Genomic DNA, 2,025 nt, shown 5'->3' with positions numbered 1-2,025 from the left:
TGCGAAGGGCGCGGAGCTAACCGCTTTTGGGTTGATTTCTGGCGGCGACCTTACGCGTCGGCAGATTTTTGTCAGAATGACCGGAGAGGAAGCTAAGGCGTCGCTTGGCGGACTGGCGCTTATCGACGCAGCGCGTCGTGCCGACACGACTCTGCAGGTCGTTCATGCCGCTCCGGCCGGGACGAGCCGCGAATTCTATCGCACGATCGTCGACGACGACGCGATCGGCGTGTTTCAGGGAAAGATCATTGTTGAAAAAGCCGCGCAAAAGACAGATGGGGCTATGAAGTCGCAGGCTATCCTCCTGTCACCGCGCGCGCAGATGAATGGGAAGCCGGAATTGGAGATCTTTGCCGACGACGTTGTTTGCGGACACGGGGCAACGGTGGCTTCGCTCGATCCCGAGCACGTATTTTATCTGCAATCGCGCGGCATTTCGGACGACGACGCGAAGGGCATGTTGCTTGAGGCTTTCGGGGGGGAGGCTATCGACCGAGTTGAGGACAAGCTGCTGATCGATGCGCTGCGCGCTCGACTTACCGCGTGGCTCGGAATGCGAAAGGCGAAGATGTGAATAAGTTCGTGCAGCCGGCGTTCGACCCGTATGACATTGAAGCGGTACGGGCGGATTTTCCTGCCCTGGCCGAGCGCCCATACGGAAAGCCGCTTGTGTATCTGGATAATGCCGCCTCGGCTCAGAAGCCGAAGAAGGTTATCGACCGCGTGACGCACGCCTATGAGCACGAATATGCAAATGTGCATCGCGGCTTGCACTATCTCGCGAACGCAGCCACCGAAGCGTATGAGGGGGCCCGAGAAACGGTGCGGCGCTTCGTCAACGCCGCCTCGCACGAGGAAATCGTTTTCACCCGATCGGCGACCGAGGCGATCAATCTCGTTGCATCGAGTTTCGGCCTCGCGGACATCGGTGCCGGCGACGAGATCGTGCTAAGCGTGATGGAGCATCACTCTAACGTTGTGCCTTGGCACTTCCATCGTGAACGCAAGGGCGCGGCGCTGCGATGGGTCGATGTCGGCGACGACGGCGCCTTTTCGCTCGACGCATTCGAACGCACTCTGAGCGATCGAACAAAGATTGTCGCGATAACGCAAATGTCCAACGTGCTCGGTACCGCTGTCCCAATCAAGGAGGTCGTCAAAATTGCGCACGAGCGAGCGATCCCGGTTCTCGTAGATGGCTCGCAAGGCGCCGTGCACCTAGACGTCGACGTGCGCGACCTCGATGCAGACTTCTACGTTTTCACTGGGCACAAGGTTTATGGTCCCACGGGTATCGGCGTGCTGTACGGCAAGCGGGAACTTCTTGAGAAGTTGCCGCCATATCAGGGCGGCGGCGAGATGATCGAGCAAGTCACGCGGGAGACTGTCTCCTACAACCATCCGCCGCATCGGTTTGAGGCTGGCACTCCGCCGATTGTGCAGGCTATCGGGCTCGCGGCGGCGCTGGACTACATCGAGGAGATCGGGCGACCCCGCATCCGCGCGCACGAGGAAGCGTTGTGCGCTTATGCGCACAAGCTCCTGTCGTCGATCAATTCCCTGCGCATAATTGGCGTTGCAGAAGGTAAAGGCCCTATCGTCTCATTTACTATGGAGGGCGCGCACGCACATGACATCGCAACTTTGATCGATCGATCGGGCGTGGCTGTGAGGGCCGGAACGCATTGTGCAATGCCGCTGTTGCAAAGGTTTGGAGTGACATCGACGTGCCGGGCCTCGTTTGCGCTGTACAACACCTTCGACGAAGTTGATGCGCTGGCGGAATCGCTGATCCGCGCGCGAAAGCTCTTCCAGTAGGGAGATGGGCATGGACGAGGCTCAAAGCCGCGCGAATGGCGTCGAGGCTCTTCCCCCTCAGGTCGAGCGAAATGCGGTGTTCAGGCCGCCTTCTGAGATGGAGTCGGAAGACTTGCGCCAGCTGACAGATTCCATCGTCGCGGCGCTGAAAACTGTATATGATCCGGAGATTCCCGCTGATATCTACGAACTAGGCCTGATTTATAA

General features: G+C 59.0%; 3 protein-coding genes. All 3 read left to right on the top strand.

Annotation, left to right across the window (positions count from 1 at the left end; genetic code table 11):
• Window positions 1-574: SufD family Fe-S cluster assembly protein (locus WCA53_RS04430; protein ID WP_423905952.1), on the top strand; the 574-nt coding region annotated here is incomplete at its 5' end.
• Window positions 571-1,818, top strand: coding sequence for a cysteine desulfurase (locus WCA53_RS04425; RefSeq protein WP_423905949.1), 1,248 nt, complete (start codon window positions 571-573; stop codon window positions 1,816-1,818). The genes WCA53_RS04430 and WCA53_RS04425, both read left to right, overlap by 4 nt.
• Window positions 1,819-1,828: 10 nt before the next feature.
• On the top strand, window positions 1,829-2,025 hold a 197-nt coding region (locus WCA53_RS04420), incomplete at its 3' end, for an iron-sulfur cluster assembly protein (RefSeq protein ID WP_423905946.1).

The organism is Caballeronia sp. (assembly GCF_049581465.1).
In the GTDB taxonomy this organism is placed as follows: domain Bacteria; phylum Pseudomonadota; class Gammaproteobacteria; order Burkholderiales; family Burkholderiaceae; genus Caballeronia.
Note: the sequence above shows the minus strand (reverse complement) of the source record. Positions and strands in the feature narration are given on the sequence as shown.